This window comes from Micromonospora sp. C51, assembly GCF_018070435.1.
GTDB classification, from domain to species: Bacteria; Actinomycetota; Actinomycetes; order Mycobacteriales; family Micromonosporaceae; genus Micromonospora; species Micromonospora sediminimaris.
In genome coordinates, this window is the sequence record NZ_JAGPXQ010000010.1 from 110,536 (window position 1) to 130,582 (window position 20,047).

Sequence of the window (20,047 nt, forward strand, 5' to 3'; positions counted from 1 at the left end):
AGGTTTCCTCTCGGGGAACGAGTCAGCCGCTGATGGCGCGGAAGACGTTGTCGAGGCGGGTCGGTCCGGCCTCCAGGTCCCGCAGCTCCACGGCGTGGTCCTGCGCCCAGGAGAGCAGGATGTGCAGGTCCTTCTGCAGGCCAAAGGTCTCGATCACGACCTTGCCGTCGCCGTCCCTGGCGGCCTGCAACGGCAGCGCCGGGACCGTCGATGGCAGCGAGAAGCGGATGACCGCCGGCAGGGTCCGGGTCAGCTCGGAGACGGTGCCCTCCCGGTGGAAGGTGCCCTCGTGCATGAGCCCGATCCGGTCGGCGCGCTCCTGTGCCTCCTCCAGGTAGTGCGTGGTGAGCACGATGGTCGCGCCGTTCTCCCGGAGCCGGTCCACGGTCGTCCACAGGTGGTCGCGCGACTGGACGTCCAGGCCGGTGGTCGGCTCGTCCAGGAAGATCAGCTCCGGGGTGCCGTAGACGGCGGTGGCGAAGTCCAGCCGCCGCTTCTCCCCGCCGGAAAGCTGGGAAACCTTCCGGCCGGCCTTGCTGGTGAGATCGACGACGTCGAGCACCCGGTCGACATCGTCGGTCCGCCGGGTGAGGGTGCCGATCAGCCGGACCGATTCGCGAACCGTGAGGTCCGGGGAGAAACCACTCTCCTGGAGCATGACACCCATCCGGGGACGTACCAACCGGCGGTCACCCGGTTGGTGCCCGAAGACGCGCACGCTGCCGGAGGTCGGCATCCGGTGACCCTCGATGGTCTCCAGGGTCGAGGTCTTCCCTGCCCCGTTCGTGCCGAGCAGCGCGTACAGTTCCCCACGCCGGACCTCGAAGGACAGGTCCTTCACGGCGTGGAAGTCGCCGTACCTGACGTTGAGCCGTTCGACTTCGATGACTGGTGTCGTGGACATGCCCCAATGACAGCAGCGGTCGCTCCGATCCATCAGTGGTGCCACGTCACGGGTACATGTGACGTGGTGTCACTGCCGCCGGGCAGGATCGGCAGAATACTGGGCAGGTGACCGCGAGATCGCCGGCCTTCACCAAGACGACGCAGAGGCGGCTGCGCCGGATAAATCTCCTCACCTCACTTCCGCCGGTCGTGTTCGCCGCGGTGGTTCTCCTGGCCACCGACGCGCACACCTGGTGGCATCTCATCGTCCTGGCTCCGGGTGCCGTGGCGGCCGTGGTGGCCTTCGAACGTTGGACGGCGGACGACCTCGCCCGGGTCGCCCTGCCCTGCACGATCGTCGGGGCTGTGGTGTGGCCGCTCGGGGTGCTGCTGACCGGCAGCCCCAACGCCTACTGGGGCATCTGCGCGGTGGGGTCCCTCGCCCTGCGCCAGGTACGACGCCGGACCCTGGCGGCGTTCGGACTGTTCAGCTACGTCGCCGCCGTCGGCGCGGCGCGGCTCCTGGTGCAGCAGGACGACGTCCGCGGCGTCCTGATCACCTACGTCCTCGTCCCGACGGGCCTCACCATCCTGGTGACCGTCCTGACGGTCGTTGGCGAACGGTTCTACGACCTCATCCGGGAGCTGGATCACGCCCGGGAGCGCGAAGCGGAACTGGCGGTCATCCGCGAACGCGTCCGCTTCGCCAGCGATCTGCACGACATCCAGGGCCACACCCTGCACGTGGTCAAGCTGAAGATCGCGCTGGCTCGGAAGCTGATGCGCCGCGACACCGATCGCGCCGAGAAGGAGCTGCGGGAGACGTACGCTCTGGTCAGCGACACCATCGCCCAGACCAAAGAGCTGGCGTACGCCCAGCGCCGGCTCAACCTCTCGGCGGAACTCGAAAATGCGAAGAACCTCTTCGAGGCGGCGGGGATCCGGGTCCGGGTGACCCGGGAGGCCGAGGTGGGCCCGCGCAGCAGCGAACTGCTCGGCCAGGTGCTGCGCGAGACCACCACCAACATCCTGCGACACGCCCAGGCCACCCAGGTGCAGATCACGCTCTCCGAAGCCGGCATCGCGATCGTCAACGACGGCGTGAGCAGCGATACGCTGCCCGAGCTTCGAGGGCTGTCCAGCCTCCGACAACGGTTGGCAGCCGACGGCGGCGAACTGGCCGTGCAACAGCAGGACGGGCGTTTCCTGACCGCCGCGAGCTTCCCGCCCGCTCGTGTCGATGCCGCCACCGGCGGCGCTGCGGAGGATGACCGATGACCACCGCCATCGTGCTCGCTGACGACGAGGCCCTGCTGCGCAAGGCGCTGGCCGCGCTGCTTCCGCTCGAAGGCGACATCGACATCGTCGCCGAGGCGACCGACGGCGACACCGCCGTCGAGGCCACTCTGAGACACCGGCCCGACGTGCTGGTCATCGACCTGGAGATGCCCGGCGTGGACGGCCTCGGCGCCATCACGCAGATCCGCCGCGTCCGACCGGAGCAGGTGGTTCTCATGTTGACCCGGCATGCTCGGCCCGGCGTGCTGCGTAAGGCACTGAAGCTCGGCGTCCAGGGCTTCGTCAGCAAGTCGGCCGAGCCGGCCCACATCGCCTCGGTCATCACCGACCTGCACGCGGGCAAACGGTGGATCGACCCGGACGTCTCCGCGCTCGCCATCGTCGACGACTGCCCACTCACCGAGCGCGAACTCGACGTGCTGCGGGTGACCAGCGAGGGCTACTCGGTCGCCGACATCGCCGCCCGGCTTTACCTCGCGCAGGGCACCGTCCGCAACTACCTGTCCAACGCAATGCAGAAAACCCAGACCCACACCCGTCACGAGGCCGCGCGCTACGCCCGCGAACACGACTGGCTGTGACTCAGAACGCGACCCAGGGAGTTGTCAGATGTTGGACCCGGTTCCGACCCAGCGCATCGAAGGCGTTGTCGTAGCGGCCCTCGCCGTCGTGGTGATCGTCGCCGCCGGCTACGCGTGGTGGTGGCTGCTCGCCCTCTTCCTGATCTTCGACCTGTCGATGATCGGCTATCTACGTGGCCCGCACGCGGGTGCCTTCTGCTACAACCTGGTGCACTCGTACGCGCTGCCGGCGTTGCTGGGCGCGGTCGCGGTGGCCTTCGCCGCATTCCGTGACCCGATCGACTGGCTCGGCATTCTCGCCATCGCGTGGGTGTTCCACATCGCCGTCGACCGCGCCCTCGGCTACGGTCTCAAGACGACAGAGGGCTTCGAGCACACCCACCTCGGCCGGATCGGAAAGGCCAAACGGTCCACTCCCTGAGCCGCACGGTTCGGCATGGCCCGGCCACAGCGGAACGGACGGTGCCGCTGCCCACCGGGACGCCCCGGGTGTTAGCAGCGGAAACACCTCTCGACATCGCGCCGTTTGCCAACCGCTTGCGGACTGGGTGCGGACCGCAGGTCCAACTGACGGCCGGAGCTACTCCTTCGCCGGCAGGTCGTGAAACCACCGCCGGGACGACGCGGGCACCAGCAACAGGCCAACGATGGCTGACGCACCAACGATCTGCAGCAGCCCCAGCACATCAGCCTTGGCAATCGCGATGACGCCGTACACAACGCCGGCGGTCGAGAAAACGGTTGTCCAAAACCGGGCCCGCCCGCTGCCACGCCACAGGCCGTAGGCCAACGCCAGGAGAAGAAGCACCCCTATCAACCCGGTGGCGACGGATGGACCACTGGTCAACATCATCGACCCCCAGAGCGCCGCCGCCACGAGCAGAACCAGGCAGACGGCGGCTACCGGCGCTGGGACGCGTCGCTGACCTTGCTCGATCATCGGCTCATGGTAGGCGTCGTTCGCCCCATCCATGAGCCGCTCTCGCCGTCGGCTCCGACCAGGTGCAGTCACGCGTCATTCCCTGCCTCGGAGCTACCTGCTCTGCCGACGGCGGCGGGGGTAGCGCGTTCCGGGGCTCGGCGGATCTCCGAACAGAACCAACGTCGACCTCGGGAAACGGCGAAGCCCAGGCCGATGACCTGGGCTTGCGTGCCGAGCCGCCGAGCCGCCTGACGCAATCGAACCGGGCCTCCCGCGGCCAAGGCCCTGCTCGCGCATTCGTGCCATAGCGGGATGTCCCGGCGATTAGCACGCGAGCGAACGGGCAGGGTTTATCCAACCACGACACCAGGAAGAGGAATTCGACATGCGCTCCTCGTACTGCCTCGCGCTCCGCCTGCTCCCGGTAGTCGGCGTTGCCGCTGCCGCGACAGGTTGCACGACCACGCCATCCGCCTCTTCTTCCTCCGCGCCCCCCACAGTCGGATCGTCCTCCGCTTCCTCCCCCTCCGCCTCTTCGTCTTCCGGTTCGGACTCGGCGGCCGCGTGCCGGACCGAGGACATGTCGGCCGTCATCACCGCGCAGCCGCATGCCGAGAACGTCGCGCTCGTAACGCTGACCAACGCCGGCCCTGACGCCTGCAGCGTCGACGGCTGGGCCCACATCTCCCTCGTCAACGCCGCCAACATGGTTGTCGATGTGAACACCGAGAAGGTCGACCAGCCTGGCCCGCCAACACCGACCACGGTCGAGCCGGACGAGTCCGTCTGGGCCGGCATCAAGTGGACGACCTGCGACAAGGGCAGCAGTGACTGCGCTGCGGGCAACACCCTGAAGTTCAGCCTCCAGGCATCCGTTGACGACAAGCCCGCCGAACTCAAGGGCTTCCCGAACCCGGAAGCCAGCAACATCACCATGGGATCGCTGCAGATCGGTTCCCTACAGCCCAGCCGTCAAGGCGTCGTCGCCTGGTGATCCAGCCCGCTATGCAACCATCCCACCAGATCAAGGGGGAGGCACCGTGATCTGTCGATCCGCCTCCCGCCCTGAACCACGTCGCATCAGGCGACCTGCAGGGGTCGAGCCATCCCTGGCTCATCTCGACGCCCAGGTCCGGCGGCTCCACTCCCGGGGTGACGCGCGGGAGGTTCGGGGGCTAGTCGGATCTCCATCGATACAAGTGATGCCCTGACCTGCGTCTCCGCTGGTCAGGGCATCATTCCGAGCCGCCTGACGGAATCGAACCGTCGACCTACGCATTACGAGTGCGTCGCTCTGCCGACTGAGCTAAGGCGGCAACGGTGGTCAAGTGTACGGCACGCGTCGCTCCGTGGCCGAGCGGGATTGCTCGCGAGCCGAACGAACCGGGCGCCGGGGGGCGTTTCCGGGGTCGTCGGGTCAGCCGGGCCGCACTACGCTGCGGCGAATGACCGACGATCACACCTCTCGTGACGAACCGGGCGACGTCGGGCCCTCGCCCGGCGACCGGACGCAGCCGCAGGGGCCGTACGCCGGGGAGGCCGCCGGAGGTCGGGCGGCCCGGCGACCCCGCAGCACCGATCCGCTGGAGCTGGGTTTCACCCCCCGCAAGCCGGTGCCGTGGCTCGCGCCGTTCCTGCTGATCAGCACCGGCCTGCGTACGCTGCTGGCGATGCTGTTCGGGGCCTACCTGGACAAGCGGGAGCTCCAGAAGGCACTGGACGCGGAGATCTCCCGGCAGGTGGGGCCGGACGGGGGGCTCTGGCTCGACTACGTGGCCGACCTGGGTGACGGGTTCAACGCCACCTACTCGGTGGCCTACCTGCTCGCCCAGCGGGAGATCACCGTGGACGGGCACCGGCTGCCCCGGGCACAGACCCTGGTGATGGGGGGCGACCAGGTCTACCCGTCGGCGGAGTACGCGGCGTACGAGGACCGGTGCAAGGGGCCGTACCAGGCAGCACTGCCGGCCACCCCGGCGGAGCAGCCGACGATCTTCGCGGTGCCCGGCAACCACGACTGGTACGACGGGCTGACCGCGTTCCTGCGGCTGTTCGTCCGTACCCGGGACCGGCACTTCGGCGGCTGGCGTACCGGCCAGTCCCGGTCGTACTTCGCCGTCGAGCTGCCGGCCGACTGGTGGCTGCTCGGTCTCGACGACCAGTCCGGCTCGTACGTCGACGACCCGCAGCTCACCTACTTCGACGCGGTGGCGAAGCGACTCGGACCGCAGAGCCGGGTGATCCTGGCGGTGCCGGCTCCGGCCTGGGTGAAGGCCGTCGACCGGCCCACCGCGTACGACTCGATCGACTACTTCATCCGGACCATCGTCGCGCCCACCGGTGCCCAGGTCCGCCTGCTGATCTCCGGCGACCTGCACCACTACGCGCGGTACACCGGGCCGGACGGGCGGCAGCTGGTCACCTCCGGCAGCGGCGGGGCCTACCTGTACCCGACGCACAAGCTGCCCGAGCGCATCGAGGTGCCACCGCCCGACACCCTGGCCCGCCGGTCCAGCCCGTCCCAGGCGTACGAGTTGGCGGGCCGCTACCCCGACGCCGCCCGCTCACGCCGGTACGGCTGGGGGATCTTCGCCCGGCTGCCGCGCCGCAACCCGGGCTTCTCGACGTTGCTGGGCGTGTTGCAAACCCTGCTGATGCTCTCCATGGCCGGTGTGACCGACTTCCGGTCCGAGGCCTCCGAGCAGCGGCTGTTCAGCGTGCCGCTGGTGATGATGGTGCTGGTGACGGTGCTCGCGGCGGCGATGTTCGCGAAGCCGCCCAGTTCCAGCGGCAAGCGGCACGCCCGGCACTGGATCCTCGGCGTCGGGCACGGGTTGGCGCACGTCGGGTTGGCCGCCGCCGGCACCTGGGCCTGGCTCGCCCTGCCGTTCCACGACTGGTCCTGGCCGCTGCCGGCGGTGGCGGCGGCAGTGGTCTACCTGCCGGTGATCGGGTTGGTGGCCAGCCAGCTGGTGGCCGCGTACCTGCTGCTCGCGAGCGCGTTCGGGGTGAACGTCAACGAGCTGTTCGCCGGGCAGGGCATCGAGGACGCCAAGGGCTTCGTCAGGATGCGGATCGACCCCGACGGCACACTCACTCTCTACCCGATCGCCATCGACCGGGTCGCCCGCGACTGGCAGGTCACCCCCGACTCCTCCCCCGACTCCTCCTGGCTAACCCCCACCACCCCGCTGACCCCCCGCCTAGCCGAACCCCCCACCACCCTCACCTAACCCGCCCACCCAATCCCACCCTGTTGATCATGAGGTTAGCGGCAACTCTGGAGATCGAAACTGCCGCTAACCTCATGATCAACGCATAAAACCCAGAAGAGGTGTCAGGGGGTGTGGGTTTGGTCGTAGGCGCGGCGGGAGCCGCAGACGTCGGCGCGGGAGCACCTGGAGCGCGAGCCGTCGGCGTCCAGGCGGACGGTGACCGCGTCCCTAGGGACGCTGTGACCGACCACTCGGCCCTCCCCCTCCGGCGTGGTGACGCGGGTGCCGATCGCCGGGGCGGATTCGGCGAAGTTGGCGTACAGGGGATGTTCGTACTTGAGGCAGCACATCAGCCGACCGCAGGCGCCGGAGATGCGCAGCGGGTTGAGCGGAAGATCCTGGTCCTTGGCCATCCGGATGGTGACCGGCTCGAAATCGTTGAGGAAGGTGGCGCAGCACAGATCCCGGCCGCAGGAGCCGATACCGCCCTGCACCCGTGCGGAATCGCGGGCCGACAGCTGGCGCAACTCCACCCGACAGTGCAGGGTCGCGCCGAGATCGCGGACCAGGGAGCGGAAGTCCACCCGGTGCGGGGCGGTGAAGTAGATGGTGCTGCGCTCACCGCCGCCCTCGCCGTTGCCGAGCACGTGGTCGACCGCCACCACCTTCATCGGCAGACCGTGCTCGCGGATCAGCCGTTTGGCCGCGACCTTCGCCTCGGCCTTGCGCCGCCGCAGTTCCTCGTCGCGGCGCAGGTCCTCCTCCTGTGCGAGCCCGGCCAGCCGGGGAAACCCCGTCGTGTCGTCGGTGACCCACTGCGCCGCCCACACGCACTCCGCCACCTCGGGGCCGTCGTCGGTGGGCACCAGCACCTTGTCGCCCACCTGCGGACTCAGCTCGCCGGGGTCGAGATAGTAGAGACGCCCGTACCGCTGGAAGCTGACCGCGCAGAGCATGCCCATTCCCTCACCCTACGTCGCGCGGGCGGGAACGCGCCGGGTCGATCGGCGGCGGCGTTCCGCCAGGGCCCCGCGCCGCCGCACGCCGCGCAGCCATCCACGATTGTCGACTCGACCGATCCCCATCCCGGCCGCCGGTACGACGATGCCGCCCGGACGGCTGAAACCTGCGTCACGGGCGGGACAAGACCGGGCCGAACGCGTTGAGTGGAGAGCAGACCTGCGGGGGGTGCAGGGAAGGTCACGGCGCCGCTGACGGGCCACCCGCGAGGGTGCCCGCGAGCGGCGCCGTGCACCCTGTGCACGCGCCAGCGCCAGCATCGGCGACGGTGTTGACGGACGCCCGACGACGACCCGAGCGACGACCGGATGGTCTCGCCGGCCTCACCAGCCGACCCGGGTCGTCCGGCCGCCAGCCGGGCCATTACCCGTGTCCGGGCGGAACCGCCCGCCCCCGGGCCGCCACGGCGACTCGGCGAGGCTCGGTGACCACTGCCGCAACAGGGTCTCCGCGCCGTCGTACGCGACGCAGAGCACCGCCAGCACCCGGGCAGCGATCTCGGCGGCGGCCACCCCACCCGACCCGGACGCCCCGGAGCCCGCCGCCGTCCGCTGGACCGAGGTGGCGGCGACGACGGCTACCGCCTCGGCCGAGCCGATCGCCTCGGCGAGGGCCCGGGCCACGGCGAGCCGGCTGCCTTCCACCCAGTCGGCCAGCGCGTCGGCGTAGCCGGCGGTGGCTTCCAGCCGCCCGACCAGGCTTTCGGGGCCCTCGTCAAGGTGCCGCAGCAGGGCCGCCCGGGACTGGCCGTACGCCATGGCGGCCGAACCGGACCAGAGCAACGGGTCGGTCAGCGCGGCGCAGGCGTGGTCGTAGCCGTGCACGTGCCGACGGACGGCGTGTCCGGCGGTGGCCAGCGGCCCCGGCCGCAGGTCGAGGAAGCCGCGCAGCGCGTCACCGGGCAGCACCTGCATCCGGCGCAGCAGCGGCCAGACCCGATGCCCCTCGGGAGCACCCGCCGCGAGCAGCGTGTCCACCCGCCCCAGCAGGTCAAGGCCGGGCTCGGCGAGCCGGTCGAGGAAATCCATCACGCCTCACCGGCGAGCCGGCGGGAGACGGCGGAATCGATGTCGGAGTAGCGGTCGGCGGCCTCGCGCAGCGCGGCGGCCACGGACGCCACCTGCGTGGCAGCGGTGTGCGCCTCCCGGGCCCGATCACCGGTGGCGGCCACCCACTGCCGGTGCAACGCCCGACCGATCTCGCCCGGTCGGCCGGGTGCGTCGGCGCCGAACGCCACCTGCGCCGGGTCCCCGGCGGTGACCGATCGGGAGAGCGCGGTAAGCGTGGCGCTGGCCTCGTCGAGGCGGCCAGCCAGGATGCGAAGGCTGTCCATCTCAGGCCCCCGTCAGCGGTCGGTAGGCGGTGAAGGTCTCGTTGTGCAGCTTTTCCCTCGCCCACTCGGCAGCGTCGGCGGCGGCGGTGACCGCGGCCCGCACCGAGTCGGCGACGTCACGCGGTGCCCGGGTGTGCAGAGGGCCGAGGAAGCGCACGTCGGTGATCCGGCCGCCAGCGGTGACCACCACCTCGACCAGGCCGTCCGGTGAGCGGACGGTGACTTCGACCGTCGCCACGGCCTGGTCGAACTCGGCCTGGAGGGACTCGATGCGGCGGTAGCGCCGGACCGCCTCCTCGATCCATGCCTCGTCGATCTCACCCCGCGGCATCGCCGGACTCCTCCCGGTTTCATCACTGTGCGTGCCGCCACCGTCACCACGGCACACCGGACCGTACCGCACGCGAATTGCGCCTGTCGATGGCTGTCGGCAACGGTCCGGCTACGGACCGGCCGGGGCGCGACGGCCCGGCCGTTCGCCGAGGTGTTGCACCGGACGGCGGCGGTCAGCCCTTCCAGAGGGCGAGCATCATCGCCTCGACGGCGATCCGGGGCTTGACGTTGGCCTCGATCGCGGCGCGACAGGTGAGCACCGCCTCCAGGCGCCGCAGCGCCCCCTCCGCCTGCCAGCTACGAGCGCCCGCCTCGGCCAGCTCGGCGGTGTCGGAGTGCACCGGCGACACCGGCGCGCCCAGCGCCATGGTCAACGCGTCCCGGTAGAAGGCGGCGAGGTCCACCAGAGCCCGGTCCAGCGCGTCCCGTTGGGCCCGGGTCGCCCGTGACTTCTGGCGTCGTTCCAGGTCCTTCAGTTGCCCGGCGGCTCCTCGGGCGGCACCAGCCGCACCCCGACCGGTGCCGCCAGCGCCGAGCGCCGTCTCCAGCGCCGCGCGCTCCGCGGTGTCGATCTCCGCGACCGACGCCTCGGCCTCCGCCTCGGCGGCCTCGATCAGCGCGGACGCCGCGTCGAAGGCGGCACCCACGCCGGTGAGTCGACGCGGCACGGCGAGCACCGCTTCCCGCCGGGCCCGGGCCTGCGGATCACGCGCCAGCCGGCGGGCCCGCCCCACATGGCCTTGCGTGGCGGCCGCCGTCCAACGCGCAACGTCGGGGGCGATCCCGTCCCGACGGACGAGTACGTCGGCCACCGCCTCGGCCGCCGGCTGCCGCAACGGCACCACCCGACACCGCGACCGGATGGTCACCGAAATGTCGTCCGGGTGGGTGGACGGCGTGCAGAGCAGGAAGACCGTACGCGGCGGAGGCTCCTCCACCGCCTTGAGCAGCGCGTTGCCGGCCGCCTCGGTCAACCGGTCGGCGTCTTCGATGACGACGACCTGCCAGCGCCCACCGGACGGGGTACTGGCCGCGCGGAGCACCAGAGCCCGCATCTCGTTCACCCCGATGGAGAGCCCGTCGGGCACCACCAGCCGGACGTCGGCGTGAGTGCCGGCGAGGGTGGTGTGGCAGCCGGGGCACTCGCCGCAGCCGGTGCCGTGCACGCACTGCAACGCGGCGGCGAAGGCCCGTGCCGCGACCGACCGGCCCGAGCCGGGCGGTCCGGTGAAGATCCAGGCGTGGGTCATTCCCCCGCCCGGGTCAGCGCCGACGGCTGCCTCGGGTTCGCCGGTGCCGCGCAGCGCGGCGGCGGCAGCCGCGGCGGCCCGGCGCAGCGTCTGCACCGCCTCGTCCTGCCCGACCAGGTCGGCGAAGGCGTCCGGCATCAGGTCCGCTCCGTCGTCACCAGCTCCGACGGGGATAACTCGGGCTGCACCGAGGTGTCCGGACCGTGCGCCGGACCCGGGTGATCGACCCCGTCGGCGCTGCCGAGCAGTTCCTCCACCCGGCGGGCGACCCGCTCGGCGATCTCCTCGGCCGAGCGGGCCGCGTCGAGGACCAGGTAACGCTTCGGGTCGGCAGCGGCGAGATCGAGGAAGGCGTACCGGACCCGGTCGTGGAAGGTGATCGACTCGGCTTCCAGACGGTCGGCGCTCTCCGCACGAGCGGCGACCCGGGACAGTCCGGTACGCGGATCGACGTCGAGCAGCACCACCAGATCGGGCTTGAGCCCGCCGGTGGCCCAGGAGGAGAGCCAGGACACCTCGTCGACCGGCAGCGTCCGGCCGGCGCCCTGGTAGGCAAGGGACGAGTCGACGTACCGGTCGCTGATCACGACGGCGCCCCGGGTCAGCGCGGGCCGGACCACGGTGGCCACATGATGCGCCCGGTCGGCGGCGTAGAGCAGCGCCTCGGCGCGCGGGGAGGGTGCCTCGTCGGGCGCGGTGTCCAGCACCAGTGACCTGATCCGGGCACCGACGCCGGTGGCGCCCGGTTCCCGGGTGACCACCACGTCCCGTCCCTGGCCGCGCAGCAGCTCAGCCAGCTTGCCGAGCTGGGTCGACTTGCCGGCGCCCTCGCCGCCCTCGAAGACCACGAAGAGTCCGGCTGAGACGAACGGCTCGGCCGGCATCAGCGGACGGCCCCGGATCGACCCCCACAGGTCAGCCAGGACCGGCACGCCCTTCTTGTCGTCCATCTGCCCGAAGGCGCTGATCCCGGCGAAGATGCCGGCCGCGCCGGCGGCGAGCAGCAGCAGGCGGGTGGAGGAGACGGAGATGCCGAGGTCGGCGATGGTAAGCGTGCGGGAGCCACCAACACCGGCCAGCAGGCTCCCGAGCGCGATCGCCAGGATCAGCACGAGCCGGGTACCGATCTGCACCACGGCGAAGACCCGGCCGCGTACCTCGTCGGCGACCTCGCCGCCGAGCAGGGTGGTGCCGGAGAGGAAGGCCATCCCGGCACCGGCCCCGACGAAGACCGCACCGACCAGCGCCATGGACAGGTGGATGGCGAAGGCCAGCGTCATCACCGAGGCGCTGGCCAGCACGATGCTCATGCCGAACCAGCGACGCCGGGACATCTCCCGCACGATCATCGGCCCGAGCCCGATACCGATCGCCAGGCCGATGAAGATCGCGCCGAACAACAGGTAGAACGCGGCGTCACCGGCGCCGAGCGAGTCGGCGAAGAACCGGGCCGTGCCGATGACGATGCCGCCGCCGGCGAAGGCACCGAGGATGCCGAGGACCAGTCCGCGCACCAGCGGGGTCTGCCCGATGAATCGCCAGCCCTCGGTGAACTGGCGCATCATGCTCTGCTCGGTGCGCTCCCGTTCGTCGGTCTGCCCCTGGCTGATCTCCTTGATGCCGAAGGCCACCACGACGGCGGTGGCGAGCCGGGAGAGCGCGTTGAACCAGAGCGCGAGTTGGGCCGGCTGGGCCCAGTCCGGCATCTCGCCGCCGGTGGCACCCCGGATGATGCCGTCGAGCGACGAGAGCACGATCGCGGCGAAGACCGGGGTCAGGCCGTACGTGGTGATCAGGGTGAGCTGGTTGGCTGTCTCCAGCCGGGCCCGCGGGATGAGGTTCGGTACCGCGGCTTCCTTGGCCGGGATCCAGAGCAGGGTGACCGTCTCGATCAGGAAGGTGGCGATCGCCGCCCAACTGACCACCCGTGCGCCGCTGGCGCCGGTCAGCGCGTAGAGCGGGATGGAGGCGAAGAGCACGAACCGCAGCAGGTCGCAGATGACCATCGTCCAGCGCCTGTCGAACCGGTCGGCGAGCACTCCGGCGACCGGGCCGAGCAGCAGGGCGGGTAACAGCCGAATGGCGATCACGCCACCGAAGGCCGCACCCTTCGCGGTGCTCCCCTCCACCTGGGCGGCGGCGAAGACGCTTGTGGCGAGCAGGCCGAGCCAATCACCGAAGGAGGCTGCGCCGAGCACGATCCAGAGCCGCCGGAACGGCCGGATGCGCAGCACCGAGCGGATCGCGCCGTACCCGGTCAGGTCGGGTTGGCCGCCGGGGCCGCCCGACGGGCTCTGCGTCCCCGCCTTGCCGGACTGGTTCGTGGCACCGCCGGACTGGCCGGTCGCGCCGGTGGGCTGCCCGGCTGTGCCGGCAGGTTGGTCCGTGGACGGCGACTCGCCGGACGACTCGCCGTTGAACTCGCTTTCGATGGCCGTACCTCCACGTGCCGGCCCATCGCTGGGCACCCCCGGTGGAACACTCTAGACCCGGTAAGGACGTCCTCCCGTCCTGCACCGCCTGCTCGCCGAGCCTAGGCCGCCGTGGCCAGCCCGACCCAGGCAACGCGGACGCGAGGGTATTTCGCATTCACCGTTTCACAGTTAGCGTGCACACGTGGCCACCGACAGCGAGAATCTGCGCCACCGGCTGGACCGGGCGACCGCGCACCTCGACCCGCCGTACGCGGTGGTCGACCTCAGCGCCTTCGACGCCAACGCCGCCGCCCTCGTCGACCTGGCCGGCGGCAAGCCGTTGCGGGTCGCCAGCAAATCGGTGCGCAGCCGCGACCTGATCGCCCGCACGCTGGCCGGGCCGGGCTGGCATGCGGTGATGGCGTTCACCCTGCCCGAGGCGATCTGGCTGGTCCGCACCGGGATCGCCGCCGACGTGCTGGTGGCGTACCCCACCGTCGACCGAGGCGCGCTCACCGAACTCGGTGCCGATCCGGTGCTGGCCGCCGCGATCACCCTGATGGTCGACGACCCGGATCAACTGGACTTCTGCGACGCGGTGTCGCCCCCGGGACGCCGGTCCGAGCTGCGCGTCTGCCTGGACCTGGATGCCTCGTGGCGGCTGCTCGGTGGGCGGCTGCACGTCGGCGTCCGCCGGTCACCCGTGCACAGCGCCCGGGCGGCCGGCCGGTTGGCCGCCACCGTCGCCCGCCGGCCGGGCTTCCGCCTGGTCGGGCTGATGTCGTACGAGGCGCAGATCGCCGGCCTGGGCGACGCACCGCCCGGGCGGGCGGCGCTCGGCACCGCGATCCGGTTGGCCCAACGCGGGTCGTACCGGGAGTTGCTGGTCCGCCGGAGCGCGGCGGTGGCCGCCGTACGCGAGCACGCCGACCTGGAGTTCGTCAATGGCGGCGGCACCGGCAGCGTGGCCGCGACCCGCGCCGATCCCGCGGTGACCGAGATCACCGCGGGATCGGGCCTGTACGGGCCGACGCTGTTCGACGCCTACCGCGCCTGGCGCCCCACCCCGGCGGCCTTCTTCGCCTGCGGGGTGGTCCGGCGCCCGACGCCCGCCCTGGCCACCGTGCTCGGCGGTGGCTGGATCGCCTCCGGCTCGGCCGACCGCAGCCGGCTGCCCCGCCCGTGGTTGCCCGCCGGGCTCAGCCTGCTCGGCGCCGAAGGTGCCGGCGAGGTGCAGACCCCGCTGACCGGCGCACCCGCCGCCCACCTGCGCGTCGGCGACCGGGTCTGGTTCCGGCACGCGAAGTCGGGCGAACTGTGTGAACGGGTGAACGAGCTGCACCTGGTGGACGGCGACCAGGTGGTGGCCACCGTGCCGACCTACCGGGGCGAGGGTCGGGCCTTCCTCTGACCGTCTGGCCGGTGGCTGTCTCGGCCCGGCTTGGTCGGCCCAGGTGGGCCGGTGTCAGGCGTGGGTCGGCTTCAGGCGGGTTGGGCCGCCGGCTGCGCGGGCTCGGTGTCGGCGACGATCTGGTCGTCGGCCGGCTTCGCCGGCTGCACCACCGACCGGCGACCGGCGTCACCCCGAGCGTTGACCTGCCGGTGCAGGTACTCCCGGATCAGCGCCTTCGCCTCGGTCAGCACCCGATCGTCCCCGTCCGGCTTGCGCCGGAACGCCAGCTTGATCAGGGCGTCGGCCGCCTCCACCGCGATCTCCAGATGGAAACGCAGGTCCGGCACGTCGGCCAGCCCGAAGCGCTCGGTGAGCACCCGGGCCAGCTGGTCGGCGATCACCCCGTTGTTGTCCCGCTGCTCATCGAGCAGATGCAGGTCGACCACGTCGCCGAAGTGCAGGGTACGGAACCCGGGAACGGTGCGGTGCATCGTGATGTATTCATCGATCCCCGCGTCGACCCCGTCCCACCAGTGGGTCAGGTCGTCCGAGGCGAAGCGTTCATCGAGCCGCTGGAGGTAGGACTCCATCGTGCGCAGCGTCAGCGCCTGCACGATCGCCCGCTTGTCCGGAAAGAACTGGTAGACCGACCCGATCGCCACCTCGGCCCGCTCGGCGAGCAGGGTGGTGGTCAGCCCCTCGTACCCCACCTCGTCGACGAGTTCGGCGCAGGCGTCCAGCATCCGCTGGACCCGCGCGACACTACGACCCTGCACTGGCACTCGACGCAGTGGCCCGGTCGTGGCGGCTGAAGTGGACACTCGCCACCCCCTCTCGACGGATGAACATATCTGCACGTCACGAGTCCGTGACTACCGGTACAACGAGCGGACCTCGATTGCGGTGTTTACCAGGGACAACGTTCCTGATATGAATTCGGTTCATATTCACCTTGAGGAGCGGGCCCATGGCCGAGAGCACCGCCACCAAGACCGCTGCCTGGTCGAACTGGGCAGGCAATCAACGCGGCGTGGCCACCGCCGTACTACGGCCGTCCTCGGTTGACGAGGCCGCCGAGCAGATCCGACGTGCCGCCGAAACCGGTGAGCGGATCCGCCCGGTCGGCAGCGGCCACTCCTTCACCCCCGTCGCGGTCAGCGACGGGCAGCGGATGGACCTGACCCGACTCGCCATCGACGTACGTGTGGACGTCGATCGACGCCTCGTCACCGTACCGGCCGCGATGACGCTACGGGGGGTGAACGCGCTACTCGCCGGTCACCGACTGGCGCTGCCCAACCTCGGTGACATCGACGCGCAGACCGTGGCCGGCGCCATCTCCACCGGCACCCACGGCACGGGTGCGACCTACGGCGGCCTGGCCACCTTCGTCGAGGCGTTGACCCTGGTCACCGCAACCGGGGAGGTGCTGCGCTGTTCCGCCGAGGAGCACCCGGAGGTGTTCGACGCCGCCCGGGTCGCGCTCGGCTCGCTCGGCGTACTGGTCGAGGTGACGCTGCGCTGTGTGGACGCCTTCGTCCTGCTGGCTCACGAACGGCCGGCGGCGCTGGATGCGGTGCTGGCGCAGCTGCCCGGGCTGGTCGACGCGCACGATCACCTGGAGTTCTTCTGGTTTCCCTACACCGACCGGGTGCAGCTCAAGACCAACGACCGGGTACCCGTGGACGACCGCCCGCTGTCCCGCTGGCGCGGTTGGTTGGACGACGACTTCCTGGCCAACACCGTCTTCGCCGGAGCCTGCCGGCTCGGCCGCGCCGTGCCGGGCCTGGCACCGGGCATCAGCGCGATCTCCGCGCGGGCGCTCAGCGAGCGCCGCTACACCGGCCGCTCCGACGCCGTCTTCTGCAGCCCACGCCGGGTCCGCTTCCTGGAGATGGAGTACGCGCTGCCACGCGAGGCGCTGGCCGAGGCGCTGGCGGCGGTGCGCCGCATCATCGACGGGTTGCCGTTCAAGGTGCTCTTCCCGGTCGAGGTTCGCTTCAGCGCGGGTGACGGCATCTGGTTGTCACCCGCCTACGGCCGTGATTCGGTTTACCTCGCCCTGCACCAGTACGTCGGCATGCCGTACGAGCCGTACTTCCGGGCCTTCGAAGAGGTGGCGACCGGGCTGGGCGGTCGACCGCACTGGGGCAAGCTGCACTGGCGTACCGCCGCCTCGCTCGCTGCCGCCTACCCCCGTTGGCCCGACTTCCAGCGGATCCGCGCCCACCTCGACCCCCACCGCACCTTCACCACCCCCTACCTGGCCAGCCTCCTCGGCTGAACCCACCGCGAATCCTGGTCCGAATCCGCCCCTCAGGGGGCGCTGTCGTACCAAGATCCGCATGGTCCCGGGCACCAACCCGCCGCCGTGAGGGCGGCGCGGAGTTGGGTGATGACCTGGGTGGGTGCGTGGCGGATCGCCCACGCCGGGAAGCGGAGTACCCGGTCACCGCGCTGCCCCTGTGGACAGCGGAGAGATCTTGGTCCGCCAGCGCCCCTCCAGGGGCAGCTTCGGACCAAGATTCGGCGCGGTCAGTCGGTGGTGCGGGCTTTCGCCGGGGTGGACTTGGCGGCGGGGGCCTTCTTCGCGGTCGCCTTGGTGGACTTGGTGGCGGTGGACTTGGTCGCCTTCTTCGCCGTCGCCTTCTTCGCCGGTGCCTTCTTCGCGGCGGCCTTCTTCTTCGGGGCCGGACCCTTTGCCCGCTTCTCGGCGAGCATCTCGGAGGCCTCCTCAAGGCTCAACGCCTCGGGGGTCTGGCCGCGCCGCAGTGAGGCGTTGGTCTCCCCGTCGGTGACGTACGGGCCGAACCGACCGTCCTTGATGACCAGAGGCTTCTCGGTCAGCGGGTCGTTGCCCATCTCCCGCAGCGGCGGGGCGGCGGCCCGCCGCTGGCGGGTCTTTGGTGCGGCCAGCAACGCCAGCGCCTCGTCCAGCGTGACGGTGAACATCTTGTCTTCCGAGTCCAGCGACCGGAACTCGTCACCGCGCTTGACGTACGGGCCGTAGCGGCCGTTGTTGGCGAACACCTCCGCGCCATCCGGGCCGACCCCGACCAGCCGGGGCAGGCTGAGCAGCTTGAGTGCCTGATCGAGGGTGAGCGAGTCGGGCGACTGGGAGCGCAGCAGCGAAGACTTGCGCTCGCCGCTGGCCACGTACGGACCGAACCGGCCGGACTTGAGCAGGATCGGCTCGCCGGTCGCCGGGTCGTCGCCCAGCTTGCGTTCGCCCCCGCCACCGAGGAACAGCTCGTGCACCTTCTCCGGGGTCAGTTCGTCCGGCGCGAGCCCTTCCGGGATCGGCGCCCGGTCGCCCGGGGTGGTCGTCTCCTCGCCCTCCGCGGCGGGCGTCTGCTCCTCGCCGGGCACCGAGCGTTGCAGGTACGGCCCGTACCGGCCGACCCGCACCATCACCTCACGCCCGTCGTCGTCGGTGAACAGCGGGATCGAGTTGACGCTGCGCGCGTCGATCTCGCTGAGGTTCTCGGTGACCAGCTTCTTCAGCCCGCCCGCATGCGCGATGGCCTGGTCGCCGGTGCCGTTGCTGCTGCCGAAGTAGAAGGCGGTGAGGAAGTCCACGGCGGCGTGGTCGCCACCGGCGATCTCGTCCAGCTCGTTCTCCATGCTGGCGGTGAAGTCGTAGTCGATCAGACGCGGGTAGTGCCGCTCCATCAGCCCGATCACCGCGAAGGCCAGGAACGACGGGATCATCGCCTGGCCACGCTTGAAGACGTACCCCCGGTCCTGGATCGTCTGCATGATCGACGCGTACGTCGACGGGCGGCCGATGCCCAGCTCCTCCAGGGCCTTCACCAGCGACGCCTCGGTGTAGCGGGCCGGCGGCTGGGTGTGGTGGCCCTGCGCGGCCAGTTGGTCGGCGGTCAGCGGCTGGTCCTTGACCAGGTTCGGCAGCCGACGCTCGGCGTCCTCGGCCTCGGCGTTCTCGTCGTCGCTGGACTCGACGTACGCCCGCAGGAAGCCCGGGTCGGTGATGGTCTTGCCGGTGGCGCCGAAGTCGGCCTCCTCGCCGCCGGAGGTGGTCGCCCGGATCCGCACCGAGACGCTGGAGCCGACGGCGTCGGTCATCTGTGAGGCGATGGTGCGCCGCCAGATCAGCTCGTAGAGCTTGAACTCCTCGGCCGACAGCTCCTTGGCCACATCGCCCGGGGTCCGGAAGTTGTCCCCCGCCGGGCGGATCGCCTCGTGCGCCTCCTGCGCGTTCTTCACCTTGCCGGTGTAGCGGCGCGGCTCCGGCGGCACGCTGCGCTCGCCGTACAGCTCGACGATCTGCCGGCGGGCCGCCGCGATGGCGGTGTCCGACAGGTTCACCGAGTCGGTACGCATGTAGGTGATGTAGCCGTTCTCGTAGAGCCGCTGCGCGGTGCGCATCGTCTGCTGCGACGAGAACCGCAACTTCCGGGCCGCCTCCTGCTGGAGCGTGGAGGTGATGAAGGGGGCGTACGGGCGGCGCCGGTACGGCTTCTCCTCGACCCGGGTGACGGCGAACGGTCGCCCCTCCAGGCGGGCGGCGAGCCCTCGGGCGCCGCCCTCGTCGAGGTGGACCACACCGGCACCGGGCCGGACCCGGCCGGTGGTCGGCTCGAAGTCCTTGCCGGTGGCGATCCGGTCGCCGTTCAGCGCGACCAGGGTGGCGTTGAAGCTGCGCGGCCCCTCACCCGGGTTGGTCACGGCGAGCGTGGCCAGGATGTCCCAGTACTCGGCGGTGCGGAAGGCCATCCGCTGCCGTTCCCGCTCGACCACGATCCGGGTGGCCACGGACTGCACCCGGCCCGCCGAGAGCTTCGGCATGACCTTCTTCCACAGCACCGGGGAGACCTCGTAGCCGTAGAGCCGGTCGAGGATGCGCCGGGCCTCCTGGGCGTCGACCAGATCACGGTCGATCTCCCGGGGGTTCGCCACCGCCGCCTGGATCGCCGGCTTGGTGATCTCGTGGAAGACCATCCGCCGGACCGGCACCTTGGGCTTGAGCGTCTCCACCAGGTGCCAGGCGATCGCCTCGCCCTCGCGGTCCTCATCCGTGGCCAGGAAGATCTCGTCGACCTCCTTGGCCAGCTTGGTCAGCTTGCTGATCTGCTGCTTGCGGTCGGCGGAGACGACGTAGAGAGCGTGGAAGCCGTTGTCGACGTCGACGCCGAGCCGCGCCCACGACTCGCCCTTGTAGCGGGCGGGCACGTCGGCGGCGTTGCGGGGCAGGTCACGGACATGCCCGAAGCTGGCCTCCACGACGTACCCCGGGCCCAGGTAGCCCGAGATCGTCTTGGCCTTCGCCGGAGACTCGACGATGACCAGACGGGTGGTTCCAGCGTTGCTCGGCACGTCTGTTTCGACCTCATTCCCACTCAATGGCCGCGCCTGGCCGGATTGGGGCGCACTCGGCCCAC

17 protein-coding genes and 1 tRNA gene are annotated in these 20,047 nt (G+C 70.9%); 7 read left to right on the forward strand and 11 right to left on the reverse strand.

The window, feature by feature from the left end; genetic code table 11:
- Positions 1-22: 22 nt before the first annotated feature.
- Complete coding sequence (locus KBX50_RS14100; protein ID WP_210937487.1) at positions 23-904, reverse strand: ABC transporter ATP-binding protein; 882 nt, start codon at positions 902-904, stop codon at positions 23-25.
- A gap of 107 nt (positions 905-1,011) precedes the next feature.
- Here KBX50_RS14100 and KBX50_RS33595 point away from each other — a divergent pair, with 107 nt between their 5' ends.
- The 3 genes from KBX50_RS33595 to KBX50_RS14115 are packed head-to-tail and all read left to right on the forward strand — an operon-like array spanning position 1,012 to position 3,186.
- Positions 1,012-2,163 carry a sensor histidine kinase gene (locus KBX50_RS33595; protein ID WP_210937488.1) on the forward strand — a complete coding sequence of 384 codons (1,152 nt, stop codon included), beginning with the start codon at positions 1,012-1,014 and terminating at the stop codon, positions 2,161-2,163.
- On the forward strand, positions 2,160-2,765 hold the full coding sequence (locus KBX50_RS14110) for a response regulator transcription factor (protein WP_210937489.1): 606 nt from the start codon (positions 2,160-2,162) through the stop codon (positions 2,763-2,765). Before KBX50_RS33595 ends, KBX50_RS14110 begins: the two co-directional genes overlap by 4 nt.
- Positions 2,766-2,793: 28 nt before the next feature.
- The gene (locus KBX50_RS14115; RefSeq protein WP_210937490.1) at positions 2,794-3,186 is read left to right on the forward strand and encodes a DUF4260 domain-containing protein; all 393 of its coding nucleotides are present in this window, start codon (positions 2,794-2,796) and stop codon (positions 3,184-3,186) included.
- Positions 3,187-3,345: 159 nt separating this feature from the next.
- Here the strand turns inward: KBX50_RS14115 and KBX50_RS14120 are convergent, their stop codons facing one another.
- Positions 3,346-3,705: a hypothetical protein gene (locus KBX50_RS14120; protein ID WP_210937491.1), complete on the reverse strand. Its 360-nt coding sequence runs from the start codon at positions 3,703-3,705 to the stop codon at positions 3,346-3,348.
- Positions 3,706-4,072: 367 nt separating this feature from the next.
- Between KBX50_RS14120 and KBX50_RS14125 the strand changes: the two genes are divergently transcribed.
- On the forward strand, positions 4,073-4,681 hold the full coding sequence (locus KBX50_RS14125; protein ID WP_282101387.1) for a DUF4232 domain-containing protein: 609 nt from the start codon (positions 4,073-4,075) through the stop codon (positions 4,679-4,681).
- 249 nt (positions 4,682-4,930) lie between these two features.
- Here KBX50_RS14125 and KBX50_RS14130 read toward each other — a convergent pair.
- Positions 4,931-5,003 (reverse strand) — tRNA-Thr (locus KBX50_RS14130).
- Between the two features lie 129 nt (positions 5,004-5,132).
- On the opposite strand from KBX50_RS14130, the gene KBX50_RS14135 reads away from it, so the two are divergent.
- Positions 5,133-6,920 (forward strand): metallophosphoesterase, encoded by a 1,788-nt coding sequence (locus KBX50_RS14135; RefSeq protein WP_210937493.1) that lies wholly within the window; start codon positions 5,133-5,135, stop codon positions 6,918-6,920.
- 104 nt (positions 6,921-7,024) lie between these two features.
- On the opposite strand, the gene KBX50_RS14140 is transcribed toward KBX50_RS14135, so the two are convergent.
- The 6 genes from KBX50_RS14140 to tmk form a co-directional block, all read right to left on the reverse strand.
- A complete protein-coding gene (locus tag KBX50_RS14140; RefSeq protein ID WP_210937494.1) occupies positions 7,025-7,864 on the reverse strand; it encodes a regulatory iron-sulfur-containing complex subunit RicT in 840 nt (279 codons plus the stop codon).
- Positions 7,865-8,245: 381 nt separating this feature from the next.
- The gene (locus tag KBX50_RS14145; protein WP_210937495.1) at positions 8,246-8,950 is read right to left on the reverse strand and encodes a hypothetical protein; all 705 of its coding nucleotides are present in this window, start codon (positions 8,948-8,950) and stop codon (positions 8,246-8,248) included.
- Positions 8,950-9,255: a type VII secretion target gene (locus tag KBX50_RS14150; protein WP_210937496.1), complete on the reverse strand. Its 306-nt coding sequence runs from the start codon at positions 9,253-9,255 to the stop codon at positions 8,950-8,952. Before KBX50_RS14150 ends, KBX50_RS14145 begins: the two co-directional genes overlap by 1 nt.
- A 1-nt stretch (position 9,256) precedes the next feature.
- Positions 9,257-9,586 (reverse strand): YbaB/EbfC family nucleoid-associated protein, encoded by a 330-nt coding sequence (locus KBX50_RS14155; RefSeq protein WP_093404078.1) that lies wholly within the window; start codon positions 9,584-9,586, stop codon positions 9,257-9,259.
- Positions 9,587-9,761: 175 nt separating this feature from the next.
- The gene (locus tag KBX50_RS14160; RefSeq protein ID WP_210937497.1) at positions 9,762-10,976 is read right to left on the reverse strand and encodes a DNA polymerase III subunit delta'; all 1,215 of its coding nucleotides are present in this window, start codon (positions 10,974-10,976) and stop codon (positions 9,762-9,764) included.
- A complete protein-coding gene (gene tmk / locus KBX50_RS14165; RefSeq protein ID WP_374224629.1) occupies positions 10,976-13,306 on the reverse strand; it encodes a dTMP kinase in 2,331 nt (776 codons plus the stop codon). Before tmk ends, KBX50_RS14160 begins: the two co-directional genes overlap by 1 nt.
- A gap of 148 nt (positions 13,307-13,454) precedes the next feature.
- Here tmk and KBX50_RS14170 point away from each other — a divergent pair, with 148 nt between their 5' ends.
- A complete protein-coding gene (locus tag KBX50_RS14170; RefSeq protein WP_210937498.1) occupies positions 13,455-14,663 on the forward strand; it encodes an amino acid deaminase/aldolase in 1,209 nt (402 codons plus the stop codon).
- A 71-nt stretch (positions 14,664-14,734) separates the two neighbouring features.
- Here KBX50_RS14170 and KBX50_RS14175 read toward each other — a convergent pair whose 3' ends face one another.
- Entirely contained in the window at positions 14,735-15,388 is a 654-nt protein-coding gene (locus KBX50_RS14175) for a TetR family transcriptional regulator (RefSeq protein ID WP_093404075.1), read from the reverse strand.
- Positions 15,389-15,612: 224 nt separating this feature from the next.
- Between KBX50_RS14175 and KBX50_RS14180 the strand changes: the two genes are divergently transcribed.
- Complete coding sequence (locus KBX50_RS14180) at positions 15,613-16,929, forward strand: D-arabinono-1,4-lactone oxidase (RefSeq protein ID WP_210937499.1); 1,317 nt, start codon at positions 15,613-15,615, stop codon at positions 16,927-16,929.
- 251 nt (positions 16,930-17,180) lie between these two features.
- Here the strand turns inward: KBX50_RS14180 and topA are convergent, their stop codons facing one another.
- Positions 17,181-19,982, reverse strand: a complete 2,802-nt coding sequence (gene topA, locus KBX50_RS14185; protein WP_210937500.1) for a type I DNA topoisomerase — start codon at positions 19,980-19,982, stop codon at positions 17,181-17,183.
- Positions 19,983-20,047: the final 65 nt, after the last annotated feature.